Below are 25820 nucleotides of genomic sequence, written 5' to 3' on the forward strand. Positions count from 1 at the left end.
GTCGGATGCCGTCGCCGTTCGATCAGTCCACGTATCAGGTCCGTCTCGACTGGGGCACCGCGGGCCTCGCCCGTCTCGCCCCGTCCGACGTCGTCGTGGTGGTGGATGTGCTGCGGCTCTCGTCCACGGTGATCGATGCCGTCGACTCCGGCGCCGAGGTCGCACTGGCTGCAGCCGAGGGGTGGTCGCACAACGGCGCGGCCGTGGCCGCCGCGGCTTCGTCGAACGCGACGGTGATCGTCGGCGGCATCCGCAACGCCACCTCGGTCGCGCGCGCGGTCCAGACCATCCAGGAGCGGCGGCAGGCACGGACCTCGGTCGCGGTCATCGCGGCGGGCGAACTCGACGCCGCGGGGACGCTGCGATTCGCGGTCGAGGATCAGCTCGGCGCGGGGGCGATCATCCTGGCGCTCTCGGATCGCGGCATCGATCACACGGCTCCGGATGCCGCGGTCGCCGCGGAAGGATTCCGTGCCCTCCGCGGCGCGGTGCGGCACATGATCGGTGCGAGCGGATCCGGTCGCGAGCTCGCGGTCGGCGTCGGGGCGACCGCGCGCATCGAGGCCGCGGGGCTCGTGCCGACCACGGTGTCCGATGCCGCCGTGCATGATGCGGTCGACGTCGTCCCGGTCCTGCGCGACGGGTTCTTCACGCGTTTCGCGTGAGCACGGCGCTCGTCGCGCTCAGGTGGACTTCTCCCGGACGGGCGGATGCGTGTCGGCGCAGCATCTTCCCGAAACGGAGATCTCCTCCCGATGCCGCGGGGCAGGCGCCGCCACGGCTCGGGAGACGTATGGTCGTGTCATGAGGTACCTTCCCGCTGTCATCGTCGACGTCGTGCTCGTGCTGATCTTCGCCGCGATCGGTCGAGCATCCCACGACGAGAACCCCGCCGGATTCCTGCTCACCGCCTGGCCCTTCCTGATCGCCCTGCTCCTGGGGCATCTCGTCGCGGCACTGCTGCCGGGAAGACCGCGCAGACCGTGGTCGGTCCTCTGGGGCGCGGTGGTCTGGGTGGTGACGGTCGCGGGAGGCATGCTGATCCGTGTGCTCAGCGGCGACACGGCCGAGGTGCCGTTCATCATCGTCGCGACGATCGTGCTCGGGGTGTTCCTCGTCGGCTGGCGCGCGATCGCGGCGCTGCTGCGTCGGCGCCGCAGTACCGCGGGCGCGGGCGACACCGCGGGAGCGGCGTCCGAGGCGGAGAGCAGCGACGAGTCGAACGACTGAGGCGCGTTCAGCGCGGCATCTGCGCCGCGAGGCGTGCGTCGGTCGAGATCTCGCGGCGCGTCCAGGCGAACAGGTGCCTGGCGTCGAAGGTGCGCGAGCAACGCGCGCACGACGTGGCCCTCGTCGGGCGGCGGTGCCGGTAGGTCACGTGGCCGGCGGGACAGCTGCCCACCCACGGGGCCAGCTCCACTGCCGTCTCGCCGTGATGCGTCGTTCCGCCGACGTAGCCCAGGTCGCGGGCGACGCGCTTCCATGCCGGACCGTGCGCCGCGGCGTGCCCCGCGAGGGCGTGGGCGACCTCGTGCAGCAGCACCTGATGGATCTCGTCGTCGTCGAAGCGCGCGGCGAGGTAGCGCGACACCGTGATGCGCTTCTTCGTGTAGTCGCACTGCCCGGCCCGACGCTTGGCATGGTCGAAGCCGAAGGACCAGCTGTCATCGAGATGCAGCGTGATCAGTGCTTCGCCCCAGACGCGCACACGGTCAAGTTCCGCCATGCGCTCAGGTTAAGGCATGCGACCGACATCGCGGTCGAAGGCGGGGTCAACCGGCGACGAGCTGTGACGGACGACGGCGTTCGGCCGCCTCGATCGCCAGGAGTGCGGTCTCGAGTTCGCGGTCCTCCGCGCCGGATTCGCGCCGCAGGAACAGCGACTGCTTGAAGCTGTCACGTGCGGTCTCGTAGTCCTCGGCGTCGTAGGCGTTCTTGCCGTGGTGCTGATAGGCGAAGGCCGCGATCGACAGCCATCGCTGCCCCTCGGCCTCGGTCGCGCACGTCGCGAGCTCCTGTTCGGCGGCCGCATGGGCACCGCGGAACTGCAGGATCGTCGCGTGCAGCACACGCGCACGCAGCACATCCTTGCGGGTGCCGGCCATCCGCGCCTGGCGCACCGTCTCGTCGGCCAGTGCGAGCGCCTCATCGAGCCTGCCGAGCACCTTCAGCAGCCACACGCGCTCCAGCAGGGCGGGCAGGCTGCGCTGCGACTCGATCTCCGCGAGACGCGCCGCGCATTCGTCGAGATCGACCACCTCGCGGAGGGTCTCCTGGTCGTATCCCCGGATGAAACTCATTGCTCTCCTTCCGCAGCGTCCCCATCCAGTGTGCCTTCCGTCTGCACGGTCGTGGGGGCGGCGCGCCCTGGTCGGCGCATCCCCGTCGAGTGACACGCCGAAGGAATCGAGCCGGTCCTCGACGGGGCGTCCGCGGAGGGCCCAGGCGGCATCCGCCGGCGCGCTCAGCGCAGGAAGAGGGAGGCGTCGGGGCGCGGTGAGGCGACCGCGTCCGCGTCGGTCACGATCCGGGAGCCCTGGAGGAAGGCCTCCGCCTCGGCGCCCTGCGCGATCTTGGCGGGGTGGGGGCCTGCAGCCAGCATCCGAGGCAGCCATTCGGTCGGCAGGGGAGAGGCGGAAGCCGCGACGACGAGGTTCCCGAACCGGCGCCCCTTGAGCACCTGGGTGTCGGCGAGGATGCCGATCTCGGGGAGCACCTCCGCGATCGTCGCCGCCTGGCGACGGGCGAAGGCGAGACCGGGGCCGTCGGCGACGTTGACCAGCAGCACGCCTCCCGGACCGAGCAGCGTGGCGAGTTCGCGGTAGAACTCGACGCTGGTGAGGTGGGCCGGCGTCTGCGCGCCCGAATAGACGTCGGAGACGACGAGGTCGCAGCTCGCGTGCAGCGCGCTGGGCAGCCGCTGGACACCTTCGCGCGCGTCCCCGATCCGGATGCGGATGGAGGCGCCCTTCGGCAGCGGCAGGTGCTCGCGCACCAGCTGGGCGAGCGGGGCTTCGAGCTCGATCACCTGCTGTCGCGAGCCGGGGCGGGTCGCCTCGATGTAGCGGGGGATGGTCAATGCGCCCGCACCGAGGTGCACGGCGGTCAGGGGGCCTGGCGCGAGCTGGTCGATCACCGCCCCCATGCGGACGATGTACTCGAAGTGCAGGTGGGTCGGGTCGTCGAGGTCGACGTGCGATTGCGGGGTGCCGTCGACGACGAGCTCGAAGCCGCTCGTGAACTCCGACGGCACGATGCTCGCGATGCCGCCGTGGTCCAGGCGGGCCTGGGGATGCTCGGTGTCTCGCGATCGCATCCGGCCCATGGCACGAGCCTACGCGCTGGCGGTGCGGCTCAGCGCTGCTTGCCGTTGGCGCAGGTCTCCTGGTCGACCGTCTGACCGGAGATGTTCGGGTCGAGCGTCGCACGCGGCGCCGGCGTCTCGGGTGTCGCCCCCTCGGTGGCGGGGGCATCGGTGGCCGGTGTCTCCACCTCGGTTCCCGGAGCGGGATCGACGAGCTCGACGCCGCCGTTGTTGGTGACGTCTCCCGTGAGCTGCACGGGTTGGCCTGCCGCCAGCGCCGTCCAGATGCTCTCCGCGGCGTCCCGGTCGGGGATCACGCGGTCGTCGTCGTCGGGGTCGGGGAACACGGGGTACTGCAGGAACACGAAGTCCGAGAACGGCACATCCTTGATCGAGAGGGCGAGCTGAGCGAGGCGGACGGGATTGCCCAGCTCCTGACTGGGATCGATGTTGTCGACGATCGTGTCGGCGAGGGCGAGCACCTTGCCCGGATCGGAGAGCACCTCGTCGCTCATGATCTTCTTCACCAGCCGCGACATGTACTGCTGCTGGTTCGACACCCGCGCCATGTCGCTGCCGTCGCCGACACCGTGCCGTGTGCGGATGAACTGGAGCGCCTCGTAGCCCGAGACGGTGCGGGGTCCGGGTTCCCAGTCGATGGACGTGTGCTCGTCGCGGATGCCGTTGCCGCCGATGCACACCTCGACGCCGCCGACCGCGTCGGTGATCTCCATCACACCGTCGAAGTCGATCTTCGCGGCGAAGGGGATCTCCACGCCGGTCAGCTCCGTGACCGTCTTCGCGACGCACGACATCCCGGCGCGCTGGAAGACCGAGTTGATCTGGCTCTTGGTCGTCTCCGAAGCGATCGAGCCGTCCTCTCTCGTGCACTCCGGGGTCGGGACCATCAGATCGCGTGGCAGGGAGACGACGGTGACGTTGCGCGGTTCCGCCGACACGTGCACCAGCAGATTCACGTCGTTCAGGATCCCGCCGTCGGTGTTCGTGCAGCGCGCACCGAGCAGCCCGGTCGAGACATCACCGCATTCGTCCGTCCCGATGATGAGCATGCTGAACTCGCCGGGGTAGGCGCCGATCGAGGGGGGTTCCACCTCGGGAGCGTCTTCGAGGGCGACGGCGCCGTCGTTGAAGCGGTTGAAGTAGTCGATCACGACGAACGCGGCGACCGCGATCGCGGCGACGAGCACGACGGCCACGGAGATGCCGGCGATCTTGAGGAACCCTCTGGCCGGTCCGGGTGTGGCGAGCGTCGCGTGGCGGGCGACCGTCGAACGATCCTTGTCAGGGGTGCGGCGAACCATCCGGTGAGCCTACCTGCGGAAGTTGATGTTACGGCCGCATGACGATTGTGAGAGGAACTTGCAGGGAATTAGTTAGTCGTGGATACTTTTTCCTAACCCCCGGTGAGTACCCGATGCTTGCCAGGACTTTTCAAAGAGGAGATCCCCGCAATGCACAAGCGCATTCTTCCGGCTGTGGCGCTCGGCGCCGTGGCCACGCTCGCCCTTGCCGGCTGCGCCGGCGGCGGCGACACCGCCTCCACCGACGGCGAGGGCCAGGAGCTCACCGTCTGGATCATGAAGGGCACCAACCCCGACGCCTCGGCCTTCTACGACAAGGTCTCCGAGGCCTTCGAGAAGGAGACCGGCGCGACGGTCACCATCGAGGAGATCCAGTGGGCCGACGCCCACGACCGCTTCGTGACCTCCATCGCCGGTGGCACGACTCCCGACATCGCCGAGACCGGCACCACCTGGACCGCGGAGTTCGCCGACGCCGGCGCGCTCCTCCCGCTCGACGAGTACGTCGATGCGGAGAAGGGTCTCCGCGACGACCTGGTCGAGGGCCTCGCCGTCGCCGGCACCTACGACGAAGAGCTCTACGGCATGCCGTGGTACGCCGGTGTCCGCTCGCTCGTCTACCGCGCCGACGTGTTCGAGGAGCTCGGACTCGAGGCCCCGAAGACGTGGGACGACATCGTCGCCGCTGGCGAGGCCATCAAGGCCGCCAAGCCCGACATGCTGCCCTTCCCCGTTCCGGGTGACGCCGAGTTCCAGGTCTACCCCTGGGTCTGGGGCGCCGGCGGCGAGGTCGCGACGCTCGACGGCAAGACCTGGACGAGCGAGCTCGACAGCACCGAGTCGCAGGCGGGCATCGAGTTCTACACGGGCCTGGCCACCGTGCACGGCTTCTCCTCCGCAGGTGCCACCACCTGGAAGGAGACCGACCTCCGTGACGCGTTCACGCAGGGCAACGTCGCCATGATGCTCTCCGGCTCCTGGACGCCGAAGTCGCTCATCGAGGCGAACCCCGACCTCGAGGGCAAGATCGGCGCTGCGGTCATCCCGGGCGAGGACGGCGGCATCGCTCCGTCCGTGCTCGGCGGATCGCACCTCTCGGTCTTCAACACGACCAAGAACGCCGACCTCGCATGGGAGTTCGTCAAGCTCATGAGCACCGGCGAGTTCGCCGAGCAGTGGTCGAACGAGACCGGCTACTTCCCGGGCGTCCAGTCCGCGATGGAAGAGGCCCTGGCCTCGACCGACCCGCTCGTCGCACCGTTCGCCGAGCAGATGGTCGACGGCGGAGCATCCGTCCCGGTCACCCCGAACTTCGGCGCCGTGCAGGCGAAGAAGACGACCAACTCCATGATCCAGGCCATCCTCAGCGGGCAGAAGGACGTCGCGACCGCGACGAAGGACGCCGCTGCCGAGATGACCGATCTGCTCAACCAGAAGTAAGGAAGCATTCCTTCCATGTCGATGGTGCAAGCGCCACTGCCGGCCACGAAGGCGGAGTCCACCTCCGCCTCCGTGGCCGGCGGCCGGAAGCGACGCGGACTCTCGGTCGTCGCGGCCCGCCCCTGGCTCCTTCTCGCGCCCGGGCTGGCCATCCTCGCGGTGCTCATGCTCTGGCCGCTCATCCAGGTGTTCATCTACTCGCTGCAGGACTACGGTCTGCGCGAGATCAACACCGGGGAGAACAACTGGATCGGTCTCGACAACTACGTCGAGGCGCTCACCAATCCGACACTGTGGACGGTGGTGCTGCCCAACACGGTCGGCTTCGCCGCCGTGGCGGTCTTCGTCACCGTAGCGGTCGGCACACTCGTCGCCCTGCTGCTGGCACGCCTTGGTACCACCTGGCGCGTCATCGTCTCCAGCTGCATCATGGTCGCGTGGGCGATGCCCGCTGTGACCGGCACGTACGTCTGGACCTTCATCTTCGATGCCGACCGCGGCATCTTCAATGCCGTGCTGCGCGACCTCGGCCTCATGGACGACCCGGTCAACTGGTTCACGAACCAGTGGTCCTTCTATGCCATCGTGCTCCTCAACGTGGTGCACCACGGCTTCCCGTTCGTGGCGATCACGGTGCTCGCGGGCCTGCTCGGCGTCTCGAAGGAGATGCTCGAGGCCGCAGCCCTCGACGGAGCCGGCGCCTGGCGTCGGTTCTGGAAGATCATCTTCCCCACGCTCAAGCCCGTCTTCTCGGTCGTGATCATCCTCTCGACCATCTGGGACTTCAAGGTCTTCGCGCAGGTGTACCTGATGCCCGGCGGTGGCGGTGGCAATCGTCAGGTGCTGAACCTCGGCGTCTGGTCCTACGTGGAGTCCTTCGGCCAGAACCGCTACGGCTTCGGTGCGGCTCTCGCCGTGCTGCTCACCCTCGTCCTGATCGGCATCACGATCGTCTACATCCGCTCCCTCATGAAGGAGGACGAGCTGTGAACCCGCGCCCCAGGCTCCGCTCCCGCATCGGAACCGGCATCGCGGTCGCCGCGGTCCTGATCTTCACGCTGTTCCCCGTGTACTGGATGGTCTCCAGCGCGTTCGACGGCAAGGCCTCCAGCGGTGGGCAGTCGCTGATCCCGCAGGAGTTCACGTGGGACAACTTCGCCTTCGTCCTCACCGACGGCGGCTTCGGCACCTACCTGCGCAACTCCGCGATCGTGGCCCTCGTGACGGTTCTCGTCAGCGCGCTCGTGTGTCTGCTCGCCGCGGTCGCGGTCGCGCGTTTCAAGTTCAAGTTCCGCACCACGATCCTGATGATGATCCTCATCGTGCAGATGGTGCCGCTCGAGGCGCTCGTGATCCCGCTGTTCCTCCAGGTCAAGAGCCTCGGCCTGCTCAACAGCATCCTGGGCCTGATGGTCGTCTACGTGGCCCTGTCGCTCGCCTTCGGTATCTGGATGCTGCGCGGCTTCGTCGCCGCCGTCCCGGTCGAGCTCGAAGAGGCCGCGTACATCGACGGCGCGAGCTGGTGGCGTATGTTCCGCTCGGTCCTGCTGCCGCTCGTCATGCCCGGCCTCGTCGCGACCAGCATCTTCAGCTTCATCACGGCGTGGAACGAGTTCATCTTCGCGATGACGATCCTCGGCGCCCAGACCGACCAGTACACCGTCTCGATCGGTCTGAAGTCGTTCTTCGGTCTGCACTCCAACGACTGGGGCAGCATCATGGCGGCATCGACCATCATCACCGTCCCGGTCATGATCTTCTTCGTGCTGGTGCAGCGCAAGCTCGCCTCCGGCATGGTGGCAGGAGCGGTGAAGGGATGACCGACGAGCTCGAACGCCTCGCGAACGGCGTGCTGTGGCCGGGCTTCTTCGGCACCGAGGCGCCGGAGTGGCTGCGCGACGAACTGCGCGACGGACTGGCCGGAGTCGTGTACTTCGGGCAGAACGTCGGTGAAGGACTGCCGGCCCTCAGTGCCGCGATCCTCGACGCGAACCCCGACGCCCTGATCGGGATCGACGAGGAGGGCGGCAGTGTCACCCGACTCGAGTCCGCCACCGGTTCGACCGTGCCGGGAGCCGCCCAGCTGGGGCTCCTCGATGACCTGGTCGCGACCGAGAAGACCGGGGCGGAGCTCGCCAGGCGCGTGCGCGCGGTCGGCGCCAACGTGGTGCTCGGTCCGGTCGCCGACGTCAACACCGCCCCCCGCAACCCGGTGATCGGCGTCCGCGCGTTCGGTGACGACGAGGCGCTCGTCTCCCGTCACGTGGTGGCGACCATCGACGGCATCCAGGATGCGGCTGTCGCAGCGTGCGTCAAGCACTTCCCCGGTCATGGCGACACGCACATGGATTCGCACCACTCGCTCCCGGAGATCACACTCGACATCGAGGAATTCGAGCGCGTCCACCTGGAGCCGTTCCGCGCAGCGGTCGACGCCGGGGTGGATGCGGTCATGACCGCGCACATCGTGGTGCCCGCGTGGGGCGCGCAGCCTGCGACCCTCAACCCTCGCGTGCTCGGCATGCTGCGCGACTGGGGCTACGACGGCGTCATCATCACGGATGCCCTCGACATGGCGGCCATCCGCGAGACGGTCGGACTCGGCGGGGGAGCAGCTCTGGCACTCGCCGCCGGAGCAGACCTTCTCTGCATCGGGAACCCGACCAACCCGGGCGACGCCGCACTTCCCGATCAGGACGAGCAGGATTTCCACGCGGCGCGTGACGGGATCGTCGCGGCGCTGCGCGACGGGTCGCTGCCGCGGGAACGTGTCGAGGAGGCGGCACGACGCGTCGCGGCGCTCGCGGCCAAGCTGCGTGCTGTCGCCGACAGCGATCAGGAGCCGACCGACGACTTCGATGCCGCTGACATCGTGCGTCGCATGGTGACCGTCTCCGGCGAAGCCCCGGAAGCGGCCACCGAGCTCGCCGTGATCGACGCGCGCCGCCGTTCGACGCTGGCCGTCGACAGTGCCGGCGCGTACGTCGCGAAAGCGCTCGCGGAGGACGGCCTGCGCGTGCGCCTCGACGTGGCATCCGCGCCGATGTCCGAACAGGACTGCGTGCTCGACGAGGTCGCCGCGGCTGCAGGAACGACGGTGCTGCTGATCGACAGGCCCGACACGGATGCGGCGCAGCGCGCTCTCGTCGAACGCGCAGCCGTGCGCGATCCGGGTGCCGTGGTCGTCAACGTCGGTCTTCCGACGACGACGCCGCTGCCGCTGCCGACCGTCGAGGTGGCCGCAGCCAGTAGGCTCGGTGCCCAGGTGGCGCGCGAAGCACTTCTGGGAGGTCTCTCCGTGTCGCAGAGGATGACCAGCGCCGGCTGAGACAGGACCTCTCCATGGACGATGACGTTCTCGCTCGGGTGCGACGCTCACTTCCCAAGGTGAGCGTCGCCGAGGCGCGCGTCGCAGAGACGATCCTGGGCGACCCGACGCTCGTCGTCGACCTCGCGATCAACGATCTCGCCCAGCTCTGCCACACGTCGCTGTCGACGGTCGCCCGCTACGCCCAGGGGCTCGGATACAGCGGCTATCGGGAGCTCCGGGTCGCGGTCGCGCGCGCGATCACGCTCGCCCAGGCGCAGCAGGCGCGATTCGGGCTGGACACCACGGCGATCGACCCGGACGACGGGCCGACGGCGATCGCCGCCAAGCTCGCCGCACAGGAGATCGACGCGATCGAGAAGACCGCACTCGCCATCGACGCCGTGGCGCTCGACCGGGTGGCCCGCGCGGTGGTCGACGCCCGGCACATCGACCTGTTCGGACAGGCCGCCTCATCGCTCACAGCGCAGGATCTGCAGTTGAAGCTGTCGCGCATCGGGTGCTCGGTCTCGCACTCGCCCGACCCGCACCTCGCGGTCACGACGGCATCGCTGCGGACGGCGGACGATGTGGCGATCGCGTTCTCCCACGGCGGGGAGACCTCCGAGACGCTGCGTGCGCTCGAGGTCGCGCGCGATGCCGGGGCTCTGGCGGTCGCGGTCACCAGCGCCGGGGAGTCGCCGCTGGCGCTGGCGGCGGATGTCGTGCTGCTCACCCATGCGCACGAATCCCCGTTCCGGATGGCTGCGATGTCCAGTCGCATCGCCCAGCTCGCCCTCGTCGACGTGCTCTTCGTGCGTGTGGTGCAACACCGTGGCGAACCGGTCGCCGTCTCGCTCCAGCGGACGCACGACGCGGTGCCCACGCGCCGCCGCACCTGACGCCGGGGCGGAGCTCTTCCTGTTGTCGGGCGGGATGCGCGCGCACGCGATCCTCCCCGCGGCGAGTTCTCCGCCCGGGGCGATGTGCCTCAGTCCACGTGGTCGCGGGTGCTCACCAGAGCGCGCGTCGCGATGCGGTGTCCTCGGGCGAGGCTCCCCGTGAGCGAGAGGCCGGTCAGGACCCCGGCGAGGAAGCCGGCCGCGAACGCGTCTCCCGCTCCGATGGTCTCCACCACCGGGGCGTCGAGTGCCTCGCTCTCGGCGGTCTCCGCACCGTCGAAGGCGACGGCTCCGCTCGAATCGGTGACGAGCAGGTACCGCGGCCCGGGGAAGCGCGCGCGCAGCTGCTGCGGATCGCTCGTGCCGAACACCGCTTCCGCGTCCGGGCGGGTGCAGAAGAAGATGTCGGCGCGGCCGGCGAACTCGGAGACGATCCTCCGGCCTTCCGCCTCGCGGCCACGCCAGAGCGCAGGGCGCCAGTTCAGATCGAAGCTGAGCAGCCTGTCGGGGATCCGCTCCGTGAACAGCGCCTCCTGCGCGGCGAGTGCTGACGGCGACAGCGCGGGCGTGATCCCGGATGTGTGCACGAGTGCGGCCTCGGCGAGGAGGGCCGATACCACCGGTGTCGTCAGGGTCTGCGGCGAGAGGGCCGCGGCGGCGGAACCGGCGCGGTAATAATGCATGGTCCCGTCGACAGCACCGTCGGGGCGAGCGGCGAGCTCCTTCACGTACAGCCCTGTCGGTGCCTCGCGATCGATCTCGACGGCGGTGTCGTCGACGCCGTGAGCGCGCAGCTCGGCGGTGAGGAAGCGACCGAAGCCGTCGTCGCCGACCCGGGAGACGACGGACGTGCGGATGCCGGCGGATGCCAGGGCGATCGCGGTGTTCCATTCCGCGCCCGCGAGCGAGCGATGGAACGTGCGGCAATCCTCCAGCGGACCTGCGGTGGCGGCGACGAGGGCGACCATGCCCTCGCCGAAACAGACGGCGAGCGGGGTGGAGTCGGGCACGATCTGGACACTACCGGATCGGCGTCGCTCACGCCGATATCGGATTGCAACCTGGATCCGTTTGGTATCTGAGGATCTGCTGGGTACGTTCGAGGGATCACCGTCCCCGAGGCGAAGCGGCCTCGGGAACGCGCAACGAAGCGCCCGACAGGGAAGGTCATACAATGCACCAATCAGTCAAGCGTCGGCGAGGACTCATCGCCGTAACCGGAGCCACGATCGCAGCTCTCGCCCTCGCCGGGTGCGTCGCCAGCGAACGAGGGGACGAAGGCTCCGAAGGCTCGGGCGATGTGGACGGGACGTTCGTCTTCGCCGCGTCGTCGGACCCGGCCAGCCTCGACCCCGCCTTCGCACAGGACGGCGAGAGCTTCCGCGTCTCGCGTCAGATCTTCGAGGGTCTCGTCGGCACCGAACCCGGCACCGCCGACCCCGCCCCGCTCCTCGCCGAGTCGTGGGAGTCGTCGGAGGACGGCATGTCCCACACCTTCGCGCTGAAGGAGGACGTGACCTTCCAGGACGGCACGCCGTTCAACGCGGAGGCCGTGTGCGTCAACTTCGACCGCTGGTTCAACTGGACCGGCCTCGCCGCCTCCGAGGCATTCGGGTATTACTACAACAAGCTCTTCAAGGGATACGCCTCCAACGCGGCCGACGCCGTGTACAAGTCGTGCACCCCGGATGGCGACTACTCGGTGACGATCGATCTGAACAAGCCGTTCGCCGGTTTCGTCGCCTCGCTCTCGCTCCCGTCGTTCGCGATGCAGAGCCCGTCGGCGATGCAGGAGTTCGGTGCAGACGAGGTCAGCGGTTCGGCCGAGGCCCCGCAGCTGTCCGAGTACGCCATGGGTCACCCGGTCGGCACCGGCCCCTACGCCTTCGACGAGTGGGCACCGGGCGAGCAGGTCACGCTCAAGACCTACGACGGCTACTGGGGTGAGAAGGGCCAGATCGACGAGATCATCTTCCGCACGATCGATGACCCGACCGCTCGCCGGCAGGCGCTCGAGTCCGGCTCCATCGACGGCTACGACCTCGTGGGCCCGGCGGACACCAAGGCACTCGAGGACGACGGCTTCACCATGGTGTCGCGCCCGCCGTTCACGATCCTCTACCTCGCCTTCAACCAGACGGTCCCGGAGCTGCAGGACCCGAAGGTCCGCGAAGCCCTGTCGTACGCGGTCGACAAGGATGCGCTGATCAGCCAGGTGCTCCCGGAGGGCACGCAGAAGGCGATCGAGTTCGTCCCCGAGGTCGTCAACGGCTACAACCCCGATGTCACGACCTACGACTACGACCCCGAGAAGGCCAAGTCGCTGCTGGCCGAGGCGGGCTACACCGAGGCGAACCCGCTGAAGCTCACCTTCAACTACCCGGTCAATGTCTCGCGTCCGTACATGCCGGACCCCGAGCAGATCTTCACGGTGCTGTCGTCGCAGCTGTCCGAGGTCGGCGTCGAGACCACCCCGGTCTCGGAGGAGTGGGTCGAGTACCTCGACCGCACCACCGGCACCTCGGACCACGGCATCCACCTGCTCGGCTGGACCGGTGACTACAACGACACCGACAACTTCGTCGGCGTCTTCTTCGGACAGCAGAGCTCCGAGTGGGGCTTCGACAACCCGGAGCTGTTCCAGAAGCTGAACGAGGCGCGCGGCGTCTCGAAGCTCGAGGACCAGACCGCGCTGTACGAGGAGATCAACGAGATGGTCGCGCAGTTCATCCCCGGAGTCCCGCTGGCGCACCCGGCACCGACTCTGGCGTTCGACCCGCGCGTGGAGAGCTACCCGGCCAGCCCGGTGAACGACGAGGTCTTCACGGACATCGTCCTCACCAAGTAGGCCTGACCGACCGGCGTCCTTCGTCTCGTCGCTCCGCTCCTCGCTCAGGAACCGGGTCAGGGTGACCCCACCCCGATCCGGTTCCTGAGCGAGCGGAGCGAGACGAAGGACCCCGCCCGATCGACGGAGATCTCTTTTGCTGCGCACCATCGGCAGGCGACTGCTGTTCCTCATCCCCACCCTGTTCGGGCTCAGCATCCTGCTGTTCGCCTGGGTCAGGGCCCTTCCCGGCGGCCCCGCGGTCGCCCTCCTCGGCGAGAAGGCCACACCGGAGGCCGTCGCCAGGGTCAACGAGCTCTACGGCTTCGACAAGCCGCTCATCGAGCAGTACTTCATCTGGATCGGACGTCTCCTCCAAGGTGACTTCGGCACCTCGATCCAGACCAACCGGCCGGTGACGGAGGAGTTCCTCCGCCGTTTCCCCGCCACCCTCGAGCTGAGCGTGATGGCGCTCATCTTCGCGATCGGGATCGGCATCCCGCTCGGGTACTGGGCCGCCCGCCGCCACGGCAAGTTCACCGATCACGCCTCGGTCGTGCTGAGCCTCATCGGCATCACCATCCCGGTGTTCTTCCTGGCGTTCATCCTGAAGTACGTGTTCGCGGTGCAGCTCGGATGGCTGCCGTCCGACGGGCGCCAGGACCCTCGAATAGATGCGACACATCCCACCGGGTTCTACGTGTGGGACGGCATCATCACCGGCGAGTTCGATGCGGCATGGGATGCGATCCTGCATCTGGTGCTGCCCGCACTCGCCCTGGGCACCATCCCGCTCGCCATCATCGTCCGCATCACCAGGGCCAGCGTCCTGGAGGTGCAGAACGCGGACTACGTTCGCACCGGTCGGGCGAAGGGCGTCGGATCCCCGACGCTGCGCAACAGGTTCATCCTGCGCAACGCGATGCTCCCGGTGATCACGACGATCGGACTCCAGACCGGACTCCTGATCTCCGGGGCGGTGCTCACCGAGACGGTGTTCGCGTTCCCCGGAATCGGCTCGTTCCTCGCGAGGGCGATCTTCACCAGGGACTTCCCTGTGCTCCAGGGATTCATCATCTTCATCGCGATCGCGTACGCGCTGATCAACCTGGCGGTCGATGTCTCCTACAGCTTCATCGACCCGAGAGTGAGGGTGCAGTGATGTCCCTCCCCATCGTCCGAAAGGAGGCGGTCGCATGAGCATCGCACTCCCGCCCGCCCAGGGCCCGTCGGCGGAGAGCGGCGGCAGCATCGACACCGTCGCCATCGCCCAGGCCGACCTGAAGAGCGGTTCCGGCGGATTCTGGAGCGACGTCTTCCGTCGTCTGCGCCGTAATCCGACGGCGTGGATCGGCGCCGTCATCGTGCTGGCGTTCCTGCTGGTCGCAGCCCTCGCGCCGCTGCTCGCGCCCTACCCGGAGACGGCGCTTCCCGGTGCGAAGTTCATCACGCCGACGCACATCCCCGGACCGGGCGAGCTGCCGGAGTTCCCGCTCGGACTCGACCGCTTCGGCGGCGACGTGCTCTCCAAACTCATCTGGGGCGCGCAGGCGTCGCTCATGATCGGTGTCATCTCCACCGCGATGGGACTGGTCGGCGGCATGATCCTCGGGCTGCTCGCCGGCACGTTTGGCGGCTGGGTCGACACGCTCATCATGCGCATCGTCGACATCATCCTCTCGGTGCCGAACCTGCTGCTCGCGGTGTCGATCGCCGCGATCCTCGGGCAGACCCCGTTCGCGGTGATGATCGCGATCGGGGCGTCGCAGGTGCCGATCTTCGCGAGGCTGCTGCGCGCGTCGATGCTGCAGCAGCGCTCGAGCGACTATGTGCTCTCGGCACAGACGCTGGGACTCGGTCGCGGCAAGATCACGATGTCGCACGTGCTGCCGAACGCCATCGGTCCCGTGATCGTGCAGGGAACCCTCACGCTCGCGACGGCCGTGATCGATGCGGCCGCGCTGTCGTTCCTCGGACTCGGCGGCGGCGGCCCCGCGACGGCCGAGTGGGGGCGCATGCTCACCTACGCGCAGGCCGAGCTCGCGATCGCGCCGTGGCTGGCGTTCCTCCCCGGTATCTGCATCGCGGTCACCGCGCTCGGCTTCACCCTGCTGGGCGAGGCGCTGCGTGAGGCGATGGATCCCCGGACGAGGGCACGATGAACGCGCGGGATGACGGCGCGATGCGCGCCGCGAAGGAGAATCAGATGTCGACCGAGCCGCTGCTGTCGGTCCAGGGACTCGCCGTGGATTTCGCCACCATGGACGGCGTCGTGCACGCGGTCGAGGGAGTGGACCTCGAGATCCGACCGGGCGAGACCGTGGCGATCGTGGGGGAGTCCGGTTCGGGCAAATCCACGACGGCCATGGCCATCATCGGGCTGCTCGCCGGTGGAGGGAAGGTCGCGTCGGGCAGCATCCGTCTCGACGGGAAGGAGATCTCCCACGCGCCGGAGCACGAGCTGCGCATGATCCGCGGTCGCGACATCGGCCTCGTGCCGCAGGACCCGATGTCGAACCTGAACCCGGTCGCGAAGATCGGCACACAGGTCGCGGAGACGCTGCTCGCACACGGTCTCGCCACCCGGCAGAACGTGCAGTCGAAGGTGGTCGAGGCGCTGACCGCTGCGGGGCTTCCCGATCCGGCGCGGCGCGCGAAGCAGTATCCGCACGAGTTCTCCGGCGGCATGCGGCAGCGTGCGCTCATCGCGATCGGACTGGCGTGCAAGCCGCGCCTGCTGATCGCGGACGAACCCACGAGCGCGCTCGACGTCACGGTGCAGCAGACCATCCTCGACCAGATCGGGCAGATGACGCGCGAGCTGGGCACGGCCGTGCTGCTCATCACCCACGACCTCGGGCTCGCCGCCGAGCGGGCCGAGCGGGTGATCGTGATGCACCGCGGCAAGGTCGTGGAGCAGGGAGACGCGCGGCAGATCCTGGAGGATCCGCAGCATCCGTACACCCAGTCGCTCGTGAAGGCCGCGCCGTCGGTCGCCGCGGCGCGCCTGCGGCCGGAGGCGTTCCAGGTGCAGGAGCGGGCATCGGAGGCCGACGCCGTCGCCGAGGCGGTCCCGGCCGACAACATCGTCGAGATCGAGAACCTCACCAAGGTGTATCCGGTGCGGGGCCGCGGCGAGGACTTCGTCGCCGTGGATGATGTGTCGCTGGTGATCCCGCGCGGGGAGACGGTCGCGATCGTGGGGGAGTCCGGCTCGGGCAAGACCACGACCGCGCGGATGCTGCTGAAGGTGATCGAGCCGACGAGCGGGCTGATCCGCTACGAGGGCAAGGACATCTCGTCGCTGAGCCGGGCGGAGACGAAGGACTTCCGTCAGCAGGTGCAGCCGATCTTCCAGGATCCGTACTCGAGCCTGAATCCGATGTTCACGATCGAGCGCCTGATCGCCGAGCCGCTGGAGTTCTACAAGCGGGGGAGCGGAGCGGAACGGCGTACGCGCGTGCGGCAACTGCTCGACGACGTGGCCCTGCCGCAGTCGATGCTGCGGCGGTATCCGTCCGAGCTCTCGGGTGGACAGCGGCAGCGCGTCGCGATCGCCCGGGCGCTCGCCCTCTCGCCGGATCTGATCGTGTGCGACGAACCCGTGTCCGCGCTCGACGTGCTGGTGCAGGATCAGATCCTGACCCTGCTCGGCGACCTGCAGCGGGAGTACGGGCTCAGCTACCTCTTCATCTCGCACGATCTCGCGGTGGTGCGGCTGATCAGCGACTACGTGTGCGTCATGAAAGACGGCAAGCTCGTGGAGGCGGCGACCTCGGAGGAGATCTTCACCAATCCGCGCGACCCGTACACGCGGCGGCTGCTGGCGTCGATCCCCGGCAACGAGTTGGGCATCGCGTCCTGAGGGCCGTCGGCTCGTCGAGACCCACTCCGCCCGCCGAGACCCATCGCCGCCCATGTCCGCGACGATGGGTCGCGGCGTGGAACCTGGGTCGCGGCGCGGAAACGTGGGTCTCGGCGCGGAACGCGGGTCGCGGCGTGGAACGCGGGTCTCGGCGCGGAACGCGGGTCTCGGCGCGGAACGCGGGTCTCGGCGTGGGCTCGCAGCTCACCTGCCCGCCGACACGCCAGATGTCGGACGCGGGAGGGCATCCGGTCCTCCATCTGGCGTGTCGGCCCCCCGGGTGGACGCGCTTCCGCCCGGCAGCCGGGGGCTCATACCCCAGCTTCAAAGAATGGTCAAGGACTGCGCTTGCCATGTCGCACAATCGTGCGTATAGTTAGTAGTTGCGCTCGCTTCTCCATGCCCTCATATGGTGGTCGGCATTTCGTTGAGCTTCTGAGCGCACACTCCACCTGACGACAAAGGAATCGAGAAGCCCTGCGGGGCTCACGGAGGTTATTCCCTTGGCTGCTGCTCGCAACGCATCCACATCCACCACCACCAAGAACGGACGCGGAGCTTCCCGTCTTTCGTTCGCCAAGATCTCCGACACGCTGACGGTCCCTGACCTTCTCGCCCTGCAGACCGAGTCCTTCGGTTGGCTGGTCGGCAACGACGCCTGGAAGGCGCGCGTGGCCGAGGCCAAGAAGCAGGGGCGCACCGACGTCAACGAGAACAGCGGTCTGGGCGAGATCTTCGAGGAGATCTCTCCGATCGAGGATCTCGGCGAGACGATGCAGCTGTCGTTCACGAACCCCTACCTCGAGCCGGAGAAGTACTCGATCGAGGAGTGCAAGGAGCGTGGCAAGACCTACGCCGCTCCGCTGTACGTCGAGGCCGAGTTCATGAACCACCTCACGGGTGAGATCAAGACCCAGACGGTCTTCATGGGCGACTTCCCGCTGCAGACCGACAAGGGCACGTTCATCATCAACGGCTCCGAGCGCGTCGTCGTCTCGCAGCTCGTGCGCTCGCCGGGTGTCTACTTCGACAAGACTCCCGACAAGACGTCCGACAAGGACATCGTGTCGGCGCGCGTCATCCCGAGCCGTGGCGCATGGCTCGAGTTCGAGATCGACAAGCGCGACCAGGTCGGCGTGCGCGTCGACCGCAAGCGCAAGCAGTCGGTCACGGTCTTCCTCAAGGCGCTCGGCATGACCAGCGAGGAGATCCTCGCCGAGTTCGCCGGCTACACCTCGATCGAGGAGACGCTCGCGAAGGACACGATCGTCACGAAGGAAGATGCGCTCCGCGACATCTACCGCAAGCTCCGTCCGGGCGAGCAGGTCGCCGCCGAGGCCGCGCGCGCGCTGCTCGACAACTTCTACTTCAACCCGAAGCGCTACGACCTGGCCAAGGTCGGTCGCTACAAGATCAACCACAAGCTGGGCCTGGACCAGCCGCTGAACTCGTCGGTGCTCACCGTCGAGGACATCGTGGCCACGATCAAGTACCTCGTGCGTCTGCACGCGGGCACCGAGGAGACCTTCACGGGCATCCGCGGTGGCAAGAAGGCCGAGATCCGTCTCGCGACCGACGACATCGACAACTTCGGCAACCGTCGCATCCGCGCGGTCGGCGAGCTGATCCAGAACCAGGTCCGCACCGGTCTGTCCCGCATGGAGCGCGTGGTCCGCGAGCGCATGACCACGCAGGACATCGAGGCGATCACGCCGCAGACCCTGATCAACGTGCGCCCCGTCGTCGCCGCGATCAAGGAGTTCTTCGGAACGTCGCAGCTGTCGCAGTTCATGGACCAGAACAACCCGCTCGCAGGTCTGACGAACAAGCGTCGTCTCTCCGCGCTCGGCCCCGGTGGTCTCTCGCGTGACCGCGCCGGTGTCGAGGTCCGTGACGTCCACCCCTCGCACTACGGCCGCATGTGCCCGATCGAGACCCCGGAAGGCCCCAACATCGGCCTGATCGGTGCGCTCGCGACGTTCGCGCGCATCAACTCGTTCGGTTTCATCGAGACCCCGTACCGCAAGGTCACCGGTGGCGTCGTCACCGATCAGATCGACTACCTGACGGCTTCCGAAGAGGTCGACTTCAACATCGCGCAGGCCAACGCCCCGCTCGATGCCAAGGGTCGCTTCCGCGAGAGCCACGTCCTGGCCCGCCCCAAGGGCGGCAGCGGCGAGGTCGACCTGTTCGTCCCCGAGGAGATCGGCTACATCGACGTCTCCCCGCGCCAGATGGTGTCGGTCGCGACCTCGCTCGTGCCGTTCCTCGAGCACGACGACGCACAGCGCGCCCTCATGGGTGCCAACATGCAGCGTCAGGCTGTGCCGCTGCTGCGCAGCGACTCGCCCCTCGTCGGAACCGGTATGGAGGGCTACACGGCCATCGACGCCGGTGACGTGCTCACCGCCGAGAAGGCCGGTGTCGTCTCCGAGGTCTCCGCAGACCGCGTCGTCGTCATGCTCGACGAGGGCGGGACGCAGGAGTACCACCTGCGCAAGTTCGACCGCTCCAACCAGGGCACGTCGTACAACCAGAAGGTCGTCGTCAACGCCGGTGAGCGCGTCGAGGTCGGAGAGGTCATCGCCGATGGCCCCGCCACCGAGAACGGTGAGCTGGCCCTCGGAAAGAACCTCCTCGTCGCGTTCATGACGTGGGAGGGCTACAACTTCGAGGACGCGATCATCCTGAGCCAGGACCTGGTGAAGGACGACACCCTCTCCTCGATCCACATCGAGGAGTACGAGGTCGATGCGCGCGACACCAAGCTCGGCAAGGAGGAGATCACCCGTGACCTCCCCAACGTCAGCCCGGAGCTGCTGAAGGACCTGGACGAGCGCGGCATCATCCGCATCGGCGCCGAGGTCCGCCCCGGCGACATCCTCGTCGGCAAGGTCACGCCGAAGGGTGAGACCGAGCTGTCGGCCGAGGAGCGTCTGCTCCGCGCGATCTTCAACGAGAAGAGCCGCGAAGTCCGCGACACGTCCCTGAAGGTGCCTCACGGCGAGCAGGGCACGATCATCGCCGTCAAGGAGTTCAACGCCGAGGACGGCGACGACGAGCTCGGCTCGGGCGTCAACCGCCGCGTCGTGGTCTACATCGCCCAGAAGCGCAAGATCACCGAGGGTGACAAGCTCGCCGGTCGTCACGGCAACAAGGGTGTCATCGCGAAGATCCTCCCGATCGAGGACATGCCGTTCATGGCGGACGGCACCCCGGTCGACATCGTCCTGAACCCGCTGGGCATCCCCGGTCGAATGAACTTCGGTCAGGTGCTCGAGACCCACCTCGGGTGGATCGCGAAGCAGGGCTGGAAGGTCGAGGGCACCCCGGAGTGGGCCACTCGCCTGCCGGAGCAGGCCTTCGAGGCGGCTCCCGGCACGAAGGTCGCCACCCCGGTGTTCGACGGTGCGAGCGAGGAGGAGATCGCCGGTCTCCTCGACGCGACCACCCCGACCCGCGACGGCGTCCGTCTGATCGACTCCACCGGAAAGGCCCAGATGTTCGACGGCCGCTCCGGCGAGCCGTTCCCGGCCCCGATCTCGGTCGGCTACATGTACATCCTGAAGCTGCACCACCTGGTCGACGACAAGATCCACGCACGTTCCACGGGTCCGTACTCGATGATCACCCAGCAGCCGCTCGGTGGTAAGGCGCAGTTCGGTGGACAGCGCTTCGGTGAGATGGAGGTGTGGGCCCTCGAGGCCTACGGCGCCGCATACGCGCTCCAGGAGCTCCTCACGATCAAGTCCGACGACATCCTCGGCCGCGTCAAGGTGTACGAGGCGATCGTCAAGGGCGAGAACATCCAGGAGCCCGGCATCCCCGAGTCCTTCAAGGTGCTCATGAAGGAGATGCAGTCGCTCTGCCTGAACGTCGAGGTCCTCTCGGCCGACGGCACGCTGGTGAACCTCCGCGACACCGACGATGAGGCGTTCCGCGCCGCAGAAGAGCTCGGTATCAACATCTCCAGCCGCTTCGAGGCCGCCTCGATCGACGAGATCTAATCCTTCGGTGGACCCGGGACGCATACTCCCGGGTCCACCGAAGCAGACTTCTCAAAAAGAATTTCCGACACAGGAGAACTAGTGCTCGAGTCCACAACTTTCGATGAGCTTCGCATCGGCCTGGCGACCGCAGACCACATCCGCGCGTGGTCCTACGGCGAGGTCAAGAAGCCCGAAACCATCAACTACCGCACCCTGAAGCCGGAGAAGGATGGTCTCTTCGGAGAGCAGATCTTCGGCCCGTCCCGCGACTGGGAGTGCGCCTGCGGCAAGTACAAGCGTGTCCGCTTCAAGGGCATCGTCTGCGAGCGCTGCGGCGTGGAGGTCACCAAGAGCTCCGTCCGTCGTGAGCGCATGGGTCACATCGAGCTCGCCGCTCCCGTCACCCACATCTGGTACTTCAAGGGCGTGCCCTCGCGTCTCGGCTACCTGCTCGACATGGCGCCGAAGGACCTCGAGAAGGTCATCTACTTCGCCGCCTACATGGTCATCTCGGTCGACGAGGATGCTCGTCACCGCGACCTGGGGACGCAGGAGAACAACATCCGTCTCGAGCTGAAGACGCTCGGCGACCGCCGTGATTCCAAGATCGCGGAGCGCCTGGCCAAGCTGGAGGAGGAGCTCGCTGCTCTCGAGGCAGAGGGTGCCAAGGCCGACGCCAAGAAGAAGGTGAAGGACGCCGCCGAGAAGGAGATGTCCCTCATCCGCAAGGGTGCCGACGAGCAGATCGCCAAGCTCGAGCGCGTGTGGGAAGACTTCCGCACCCTCGAGGTCGGGGCGCTCCGCCCGGAGGATGACGTCTTCCACGAGCTGCAGGACCGGTTCGGTCAGTACTTCGAGGCCTACATGGGCGCCGAGTCGATCCAGCGTCGCCTCGCGGCGTTCGACCTCGTCGCCGAGGCGGAGAACCTGCGTCTGCAGATCTCCGAGGGCAAGGGCCAGCGCAAGATCCGTGCGATCAAGCGCCTCAAGGTCGTCAGCTCGTTCCTCGAGACCGGCATGAGCCCGGCCGCGATGGTCCTCGACGTCGTCCCGGTGATCCCGCCGGAGCTGCGCCCGATGGTCCAGCTCGACGGTGGCCGTTTCGCCACCTCCGACCTGAACGACCTGTACCGCCGCGTGATCAACCGCAACAACCGTCTTCGTCGTCTGATCGACCTCGGTGCCCCCGAGATCATCGTCAACAACGAGAAGCGCATGCTGCAGGAGGCCGTCGACGCCCTGTTCGACAACGGTCGCCGTGGTCGCCCCGTCACCGGTACCGGCAACCGTGCCCTGAAGTCCCTCAGCGACATGCTGAAGGGTAAGCAGGGTCGTTTCCGCCAGAACCTGCTCGGCAAGCGTGTCGACTACTCGGGTCGTTCGGTCATCATCGTCGGCCCGCAGCTGAAGCTGCACCAGTGCGGTCTGCCCAAGCAGATGGCTCTGGAGCTCTTCAAGCCGTTCGTCATCAAGCGTCTGATCGACCTCGGTCACTCGCAGAACATCAAGGCCGCCAAGCGCGCCGTCGAGCGCACCCGTCCCGAGGTCTGGGACGTGCTCGAGGAGATCATCCGCGAGCGTCCGGTGCTGCTCAACCGTGCACCCACCCTGCACCGTCTGGGCATCCAGGCGTTCGAGCCTCAGCTCGTCGAGGGCAAGGCCATCCAGCTGCACCCGCTCGTCTGCGCGGCGTTCAACGCCGACTTCGACGGTGACCAGATGGCTGTCCACCTGCCGCTGTCGGTCGAGGCTCAGGCCGAGGCCCGCGTGCTGATGCTCGCGTCGAACAACATCCTGAAGCCGTCTGACGGACGTCCGGTCACCCTGCCTTCGCAGGACATGATCATCGGTCTCCACCACCTGACCACGGTCAAGGCGGGGGCAGCCGGTGAGGGCCGCGCGTTCGGCTCGGTGGGCGAGGCGATCCTGGCCAAGGACGAGGGCACCCTCGACCTGCAGGCGAAGATCCGCATCCGCATCCCGGGTCTGACGTTCCTCGAGGGCGAAGCTCCCGAGGGCTACGAGCGCCACGGTCTGGTCGACGCCTCGCTGGGTCAGGCGATCTTCAACGACACGCTGCCCAAGGGCTACCCGTTCGTCCGCGAGCAGGCTGACAAGAACAAGCTGTCGCAGATCGTCAACAAGCTGGCCGAGGAGTACCCCAAGGTCGAGACGGCTGCGTCGCTGGACCGCATCAAGGATGCCGGTTTCTACTGGGCAACGCGCTCCGGTGTGACCGTCGCCCTGAGCGACATCCTGACCCCGCCGAACAAGGCGGAGATCGTCGCCGGCTACGAGAAGCAGGCCGCGAAGGTCCAGTCGCAGTACGAGAAGGGTCTGACGACCGACTCGGAGCGTCGCCAGGAGCTCATCAAGATCTGGACCGAGGCGACCGACGAGGTGCAGGCCGCCATGAAGGCGAACTTCCCCGAGGACAACACCATCAACCGCATGGTGTCGTCGGGTGCTCGTGGTAACTGGCTGCAGATCCGGAACATCGCCGGTATGCGTGGTCTGGTGAACAACCCCAAGGGTGAGATCATCCCGCGTCCGATCATCTCCTCGTACCGCGAGGGTCTGTCGGTGGCGGAGTACTTCATCGCGACGCACGGTACCCGTAAGGGGCTGGCCGACACCGCTCTGCGTACCGCCGACTCGGGTTACCTGACCCGTCGTCTGGTGGATGTCTCGCAGGACGTCATCATCCGCGAAGAGGACTGCGGCACGTCGAAGGGCCTCGAGCTCCCGATCGCCGCTCCGAACTCGCAGGGCGAGCTGGTGCGCGACGCGAACGTCGAGAACTCGGTGTTCGCTCGTACCCTGGCCTCCGACGTGGTCGACAGCAAGGGCGAGGTTCTCGCCTCGGCCGGCGACGACGTGGGTGACGTGCTGATCGACAAGCTCGTCGCGCTGGGTGTCGAGAGCATCAAGGTGCGCTCGGTCCTGACCTGCGACTCCGCCGTCGGTGTCTGCGCGCAGTGCTACGGCCGCTCGCTCGCGACCGGCAAGACCGTCGACATCGGCGAGGCCGTCGGCATCATCGCGGCCCAGTCGATCGGTGAGCCCGGTACCCAGCTGACGATGCGTACCTTCCACACGGGTGGTTCGGCATCGGCGGATGACATCACGCAGGGTCTGCCCCGCGTGCAGGAGCTCTTCGAGGCGCGTACCCCCAAGGGCGCGTCGCCGATCGCCGAGGCCGACGGCCGCATCGCGATCGACGAGACCGACAAGGGCAAGAAGGTCATCCTCACGCCCGACAGCGGTGACGAGCCCGTCATCTACCCGGTGCTGAAGCGTGCGACGCTTCTCGTCGAGGACGGCCAGCACGTCACGGTCGGTCAGCCGATCCTGGTGGGCACGCTCGACCCCAAGGAGATCATGCGTGTCATGGGTGCTCGCGAGGTGCAGCGTTACCTCGTCGGCGGCGTCCAGGGCGTGTACCGCTCGCAGGGTGTGCCGATCCACGACAAGCACATCGAGGTCATCGTCCGTCAGATGCTCCGCAAGGTCACCGTCGTCGATCACGCCGACACGACCCTGCTCCCGGGTGAGATGGTCGACCTCAAGCGCTACCAGTCGATCAACCGCGAGGCCGTGGCAGAGGGCAAGCGCCCCGCGTCCGGCCGTCCGGAGCTGATGGGTATCACGAAGGCGTCGCTCGCGACCGAGTCGTGGCTGTCGGCCGCCTCCTTCCAGGAGACGACCCGCGTGCTCACCGAGGCTGCGATGCAGGGCAAGCGCGACCCGCTGGTCGGTCTCAAGGAGAACGTCATCATCGGTAAGCTCATCCCCGCCGGAACCGGTCTCTCGAAGTACCGCGACGTCACGGTCGAGGCCACCGAGGAAGCCAAGAGCGAGCGCTACCCGAACCGGATCTTCGCATCCGACGGCGCGTACGCGGACGGCGACTTCGGCTACGTCGATTTCGACGCGTTCTCGACCGACGACATCACCCCCGGTACCTACAACTGATCGAGGCGAGAGCCGGCGAGCTTGCTCGTCCGGCCGAGCCGATTGAAGTTGTCGAGCGACGAAGTCGCGACACAACTGATTGAGTACTGAGTGACTGAGAAGGCCCCAGGGTTCGCCCTGGGGCCTTCTTCGTGCCCGGGTGTCGTCGCGCTCATCGGTCGAATGCACGGGAAGCTACCCAGCGCACGGGATACGTACGTCGCCAAGCCGTGCACTCGTCGAGAAGTCGTGCAGTCGACAGAGGATCGTGTGGCGGGGTCAGTCGAAGACGTGGTCCACGATGCTCGAGGTGTAGCCGCTCGGAGCCAGGTTCGAGTAGCGCGTGTCGATCAACACGTCCTCCCGCCAGAACAGCGTGCGGCCGTCGGTCACGGGGTACTGCTCGTTCGGCCAGGTCTTCTCGCACCGGGTGCCGCCGTCGGGCGTGAAGCAGGAGAATCCCTCGTCGTCGGCCAGGGCGTTGAGCATGTCGAGAGCGGGGCCGCGGTTCATTCGCGAGACCGTCGTCGTGAGCCCCGTCGTGTCGGCTCCGGGGTCGGCCCAGATGCAGGTGAGGGTGCCATCGGCACCGACGCCGGAAGGACCGAACGCCGCGTCGTTGAGCGGAGTGCTGCCGAGCTCGGCCAGGACGCTGTCGGACAGGATCGCACGGCAGTCGGTCGGGAGGGCGACGGGCGCACTGGTCGGAGTCGGGGAGGGGGAGGGCGTGCCGGTCTGCTCCGCCCCGCTCGTGCTGCTTCCGGTGGGGCTCGGCGCCGGACCGTCGCCGCCGGCCTGCGGGCTGCACGCGGTCAGAGCGATGAGGAGGACGAGAGCCGCGGCAGCGCCGGTGAGTCGGGGCTTCATGGCCACACCGTACTGCTCATCGGCATCGGGGCGAGAGAGGATC

At 67.7% G+C, this 25820-nt stretch carries 19 protein-coding genes; 13 read left to right on the forward strand and 6 right to left on the reverse strand.

The annotated features are described in order from the left end of the window. Nucleotides 1–5: 5 nt before the first annotated feature. A complete protein-coding gene (locus CQ042_RS17410; RefSeq protein ID WP_105671715.1) occupies nucleotides 6–665 on the forward strand; it encodes a 2-phosphosulfolactate phosphatase in 660 nt (219 codons plus the stop codon). A 139-nt stretch (nucleotides 666–804) separates the two neighbouring features. After that, nucleotides 805–1230 (forward strand): DUF3054 domain-containing protein, encoded by a 426-nt coding sequence (locus tag CQ042_RS17415; RefSeq protein WP_105671716.1) that lies wholly within the window; start codon nucleotides 805–807, stop codon nucleotides 1228–1230. Nucleotides 1231–1237: 7 nt separating this feature from the next. Here CQ042_RS17415 and CQ042_RS17420 read toward each other — a convergent pair whose 3' ends face one another. From CQ042_RS17420 to CQ042_RS17435, 4 genes are all read right to left on the reverse strand, one after another. Then, nucleotides 1238–1726: a SprT-like domain-containing protein gene (locus tag CQ042_RS17420; RefSeq protein WP_105671717.1), complete on the reverse strand. Its 489-nt coding sequence runs from the start codon at nucleotides 1724–1726 to the stop codon at nucleotides 1238–1240. A 46-nt stretch (nucleotides 1727–1772) separates the two neighbouring features. Next, complete coding sequence (locus tag CQ042_RS17425; protein ID WP_105671718.1) at nucleotides 1773–2300, reverse strand: hypothetical protein; 528 nt, start codon at nucleotides 2298–2300, stop codon at nucleotides 1773–1775. A 164-nt stretch (nucleotides 2301–2464) separates the two neighbouring features. Next, nucleotides 2465–3325 carry a spermidine synthase gene (locus CQ042_RS17430; protein WP_105671719.1) on the reverse strand — a complete coding sequence of 287 codons (861 nt, stop codon included), beginning with the start codon at nucleotides 3323–3325 and terminating at the stop codon, nucleotides 2465–2467. A 29-nt stretch (nucleotides 3326–3354) separates the two neighbouring features. Continuing rightward, nucleotides 3355–4626 carry an LCP family protein gene (locus tag CQ042_RS17435; RefSeq protein ID WP_105671720.1) on the reverse strand — a complete coding sequence of 424 codons (1272 nt, stop codon included), beginning with the start codon at nucleotides 4624–4626 and terminating at the stop codon, nucleotides 3355–3357. Nucleotides 4627–4776: 150 nt separating this feature from the next. Here CQ042_RS17435 and CQ042_RS17440 point away from each other — a divergent pair, with 150 nt between their 5' ends. Genes CQ042_RS17440 through CQ042_RS17460 form a run of 5 tightly spaced genes read left to right on the forward strand, consistent with a single transcriptional unit; the run spans nucleotide 4777 to nucleotide 10275 of the window. After that, complete coding sequence (locus tag CQ042_RS17440; protein WP_105671721.1) at nucleotides 4777–6066, forward strand: sugar ABC transporter substrate-binding protein; 1290 nt, start codon at nucleotides 4777–4779, stop codon at nucleotides 6064–6066. A 15-nt stretch (nucleotides 6067–6081) separates the two neighbouring features. Beyond that, on the forward strand, nucleotides 6082–7056 hold the full coding sequence (locus tag CQ042_RS17445) for a carbohydrate ABC transporter permease (RefSeq protein WP_105671722.1): 975 nt from the start codon (nucleotides 6082–6084) through the stop codon (nucleotides 7054–7056). Further along, a complete protein-coding gene (locus CQ042_RS17450; protein WP_105671723.1) occupies nucleotides 7053–7886 on the forward strand; it encodes a carbohydrate ABC transporter permease in 834 nt (277 codons plus the stop codon). Before CQ042_RS17445 ends, CQ042_RS17450 begins: the two co-directional genes overlap by 4 nt. Continuing rightward, nucleotides 7883–9394: a glycoside hydrolase family 3 N-terminal domain-containing protein gene (locus CQ042_RS17455; RefSeq protein WP_105671724.1), complete on the forward strand. Its 1512-nt coding sequence runs from the start codon at nucleotides 7883–7885 to the stop codon at nucleotides 9392–9394. Before CQ042_RS17450 ends, CQ042_RS17455 begins: the two co-directional genes overlap by 4 nt. Nucleotides 9395–9408: 14 nt before the next feature. Continuing rightward, entirely contained in the window at nucleotides 9409–10275 is an 867-nt protein-coding gene (locus CQ042_RS17460; RefSeq protein ID WP_105671725.1) for a MurR/RpiR family transcriptional regulator, read from the forward strand. Nucleotides 10276–10364: 89 nt separating this feature from the next. On the opposite strand, the gene CQ042_RS17465 is transcribed toward CQ042_RS17460, so the two are convergent. Continuing rightward, nucleotides 10365–11285 (reverse strand): sugar kinase, encoded by a 921-nt coding sequence (locus CQ042_RS17465; RefSeq protein WP_105671726.1) that lies wholly within the window; start codon nucleotides 11283–11285, stop codon nucleotides 10365–10367. Between the two features lie 164 nt (nucleotides 11286–11449). On the opposite strand from CQ042_RS17465, the gene CQ042_RS17470 reads away from it, so the two are divergent. From CQ042_RS17470 to rpoC, 6 genes are all read left to right on the forward strand, one after another. Beyond that, entirely contained in the window at nucleotides 11450–13123 is a 1674-nt protein-coding gene (locus CQ042_RS17470; RefSeq protein ID WP_105671727.1) for an ABC transporter substrate-binding protein, read from the forward strand. 136 nt (nucleotides 13124–13259) lie between these two features. Beyond that, nucleotides 13260–14264 (forward strand): ABC transporter permease, encoded by a 1005-nt coding sequence (locus CQ042_RS17475; protein ID WP_105671728.1) that lies wholly within the window; start codon nucleotides 13260–13262, stop codon nucleotides 14262–14264. A gap of 34 nt (nucleotides 14265–14298) precedes the next feature. Beyond that, nucleotides 14299–15264 (forward strand): ABC transporter permease, encoded by a 966-nt coding sequence (locus tag CQ042_RS17480; RefSeq protein WP_105671729.1) that lies wholly within the window; start codon nucleotides 14299–14301, stop codon nucleotides 15262–15264. Next, nucleotides 15261–16967 carry an ABC transporter ATP-binding protein gene (locus CQ042_RS17485; protein ID WP_105671730.1) on the forward strand — a complete coding sequence of 569 codons (1707 nt, stop codon included), beginning with the start codon at nucleotides 15261–15263 and terminating at the stop codon, nucleotides 16965–16967. The genes CQ042_RS17480 and CQ042_RS17485 overlap by 4 nt, the downstream gene beginning before the upstream one ends. 503 nt (nucleotides 16968–17470) lie before the next feature. Next, nucleotides 17471–20974 carry a DNA-directed RNA polymerase subunit beta gene (locus CQ042_RS17490; protein WP_105671731.1) on the forward strand — a complete coding sequence of 1168 codons (3504 nt, stop codon included), beginning with the start codon at nucleotides 17471–17473 and terminating at the stop codon, nucleotides 20972–20974. An 81-nt stretch (nucleotides 20975–21055) separates the two neighbouring features. After that, complete coding sequence (gene rpoC / locus CQ042_RS17495; protein WP_105671732.1) at nucleotides 21056–24931, forward strand: DNA-directed RNA polymerase subunit beta'; 3876 nt, start codon at nucleotides 21056–21058, stop codon at nucleotides 24929–24931. A 258-nt stretch (nucleotides 24932–25189) separates the two neighbouring features. Here rpoC and CQ042_RS17500 read toward each other — a convergent pair whose 3' ends face one another. Beyond that, the gene (locus CQ042_RS17500) at nucleotides 25190–25777 is read right to left on the reverse strand and encodes a hypothetical protein (protein ID WP_105671733.1); all 588 of its coding nucleotides are present in this window, start codon (nucleotides 25775–25777) and stop codon (nucleotides 25190–25192) included. Nucleotides 25778–25820 lie beyond the last annotated feature (43 nt).

The organism is Microbacterium sp. MYb62 (assembly GCF_002979475.1).
Taxonomy (GTDB): Bacteria; Actinomycetota; Actinomycetes; order Actinomycetales; family Microbacteriaceae; genus Microbacterium.

Bases quoted from the DNA above. Each gene is read 5' to 3' on its own strand.
- CQ042_RS17410 (WP_105671715.1), top strand. From the start codon at position 6: ATGCCGTCGCCGTTCGATCAGTCCACGTATCAGGTCCGTCTCGACTGG.
- CQ042_RS17415 (WP_105671716.1), top strand. From the start codon at position 805: ATGAGGTACCTTCCCGCTGTCATCGTCGACGTCGTGCTCGTGCTGATC.
- CQ042_RS17420 (WP_105671717.1), bottom strand. From the start codon at position 1,726: ATGGCGGAACTTGACCGTGTGCGCGTCTGGGGCGAAGCACTGATCACG.
- CQ042_RS17425 (WP_105671718.1), bottom strand. From the start codon at position 2,300: ATGAGTTTCATCCGGGGATACGACCAGGAGACCCTCCGCGAGGTGGTC.
- CQ042_RS17430 (WP_105671719.1), bottom strand. From the start codon at position 3,325: ATGGGCCGGATGCGATCGCGAGACACCGAGCATCCCCAGGCCCGCCTG.
- CQ042_RS17435 (WP_105671720.1), bottom strand. From the start codon at position 4,626: ATGGTTCGCCGCACCCCTGACAAGGATCGTTCGACGGTCGCCCGCCAC.
- CQ042_RS17440 (WP_105671721.1), top strand. From the start codon at position 4,777: ATGCACAAGCGCATTCTTCCGGCTGTGGCGCTCGGCGCCGTGGCCACG.
- CQ042_RS17445 (WP_105671722.1), top strand. From the start codon at position 6,082: ATGTCGATGGTGCAAGCGCCACTGCCGGCCACGAAGGCGGAGTCCACC.
- CQ042_RS17455 (WP_105671724.1), top strand. From the start codon at position 7,883: ATGACCGACGAGCTCGAACGCCTCGCGAACGGCGTGCTGTGGCCGGGC.
- CQ042_RS17460 (WP_105671725.1), top strand. From the start codon at position 9,409: ATGGACGATGACGTTCTCGCTCGGGTGCGACGCTCACTTCCCAAGGTG.
- CQ042_RS17470 (WP_105671727.1), top strand. From the start codon at position 11,450: ATGCACCAATCAGTCAAGCGTCGGCGAGGACTCATCGCCGTAACCGGA.
- CQ042_RS17480 (WP_105671729.1), top strand. From the start codon at position 14,299: ATGAGCATCGCACTCCCGCCCGCCCAGGGCCCGTCGGCGGAGAGCGGC.
- CQ042_RS17485 (WP_105671730.1), top strand. From the start codon at position 15,261: ATGAACGCGCGGGATGACGGCGCGATGCGCGCCGCGAAGGAGAATCAG.
- CQ042_RS17500 (WP_105671733.1), bottom strand. From the start codon at position 25,777: ATGAAGCCCCGACTCACCGGCGCTGCCGCGGCTCTCGTCCTCCTCATC.